The organism is Colwellia sp. C1TZA3, assembly GCF_007954265.1.
Lineage (GTDB): Bacteria > Pseudomonadota > Gammaproteobacteria > Enterobacterales > Alteromonadaceae > Cognaticolwellia.
This window is the reverse complement of sequence record NZ_VOLS01000154.1, coordinates 1-720: the sequence shown is the minus strand read 5'-3', so window position 1 is coordinate 720 and position 720 is coordinate 1. Positions and strand designations below refer to the sequence as shown.

Below are 720 nucleotides of genomic sequence, written 5' to 3'. Positions count from 1 at the left end.
GGGCGTTAGGTGCACAAGGAGGTTCCATGCAATCTGCTGATAATCAAACTTTAAAGATAATTTCTTCAATTATTCTAGTTCAAGGCGGAATTTTACTTTACTGGATTATTACGTCTGATAATTTCTTCGGTTCCATTGGTTTCGCGACATTATCAAATGTAGGCATACTGTCATGGGGCTTAGCCGCATTGGTTGTTATCTCATACGTTTGGGGGGCGGCAAGTATCTCAAATGTACGCGAACACATGCTTAAGTTTAATAAACTAAAGTATTTAGCTCTACTAGGTGCTGTAGTTTCTGGTTTTTTTGAAGAAATATTATTTCGAAAAATATTAATGGATTACCTTCAAGAAGAAGGTTTCAGTGATTTCATTCAAATAATTATTTCTGGTATAGCATTTGGAACCGCACACTTAGTATGGGGTGGTAAGGCTTTATCAGCGGCTATAAATGCTACTTTTTATACTTTTTTCCTAGGTTCTGGTCTTGCGCTTATCTATATAATAAGCGATAGAAATTTAGCTCTTTGCATTATCGCGCACACAATAGTTACCGGCTTAATCGAACCAGGTTTAATAAAGTCAGCAGTATTAAATAAGTTGGGCTATTTGAAAGAGCGCACCTAACAAGAGTTTTCAAGTCGGACAAATTACAGTTGGCTTTTTGTTCGTGCCTCACTTATTTTAGCCAACTGCAATTTGCCGCTTAAAAGGGCGTTAG

The 720-nt window shown here is 37.2% G+C and carries 1 protein-coding gene; it reads left to right on the top strand.

The window, feature by feature from the left end; translation table 11 throughout:
• On the top strand, window positions 1–626 hold a 626-nt coding region (locus ESZ39_RS17625; RefSeq protein WP_223270449.1), incomplete at its 5' end, for a CPBP family intramembrane glutamic endopeptidase.
• Between the last annotated feature and the right edge of the window lie 94 nt (window positions 627–720).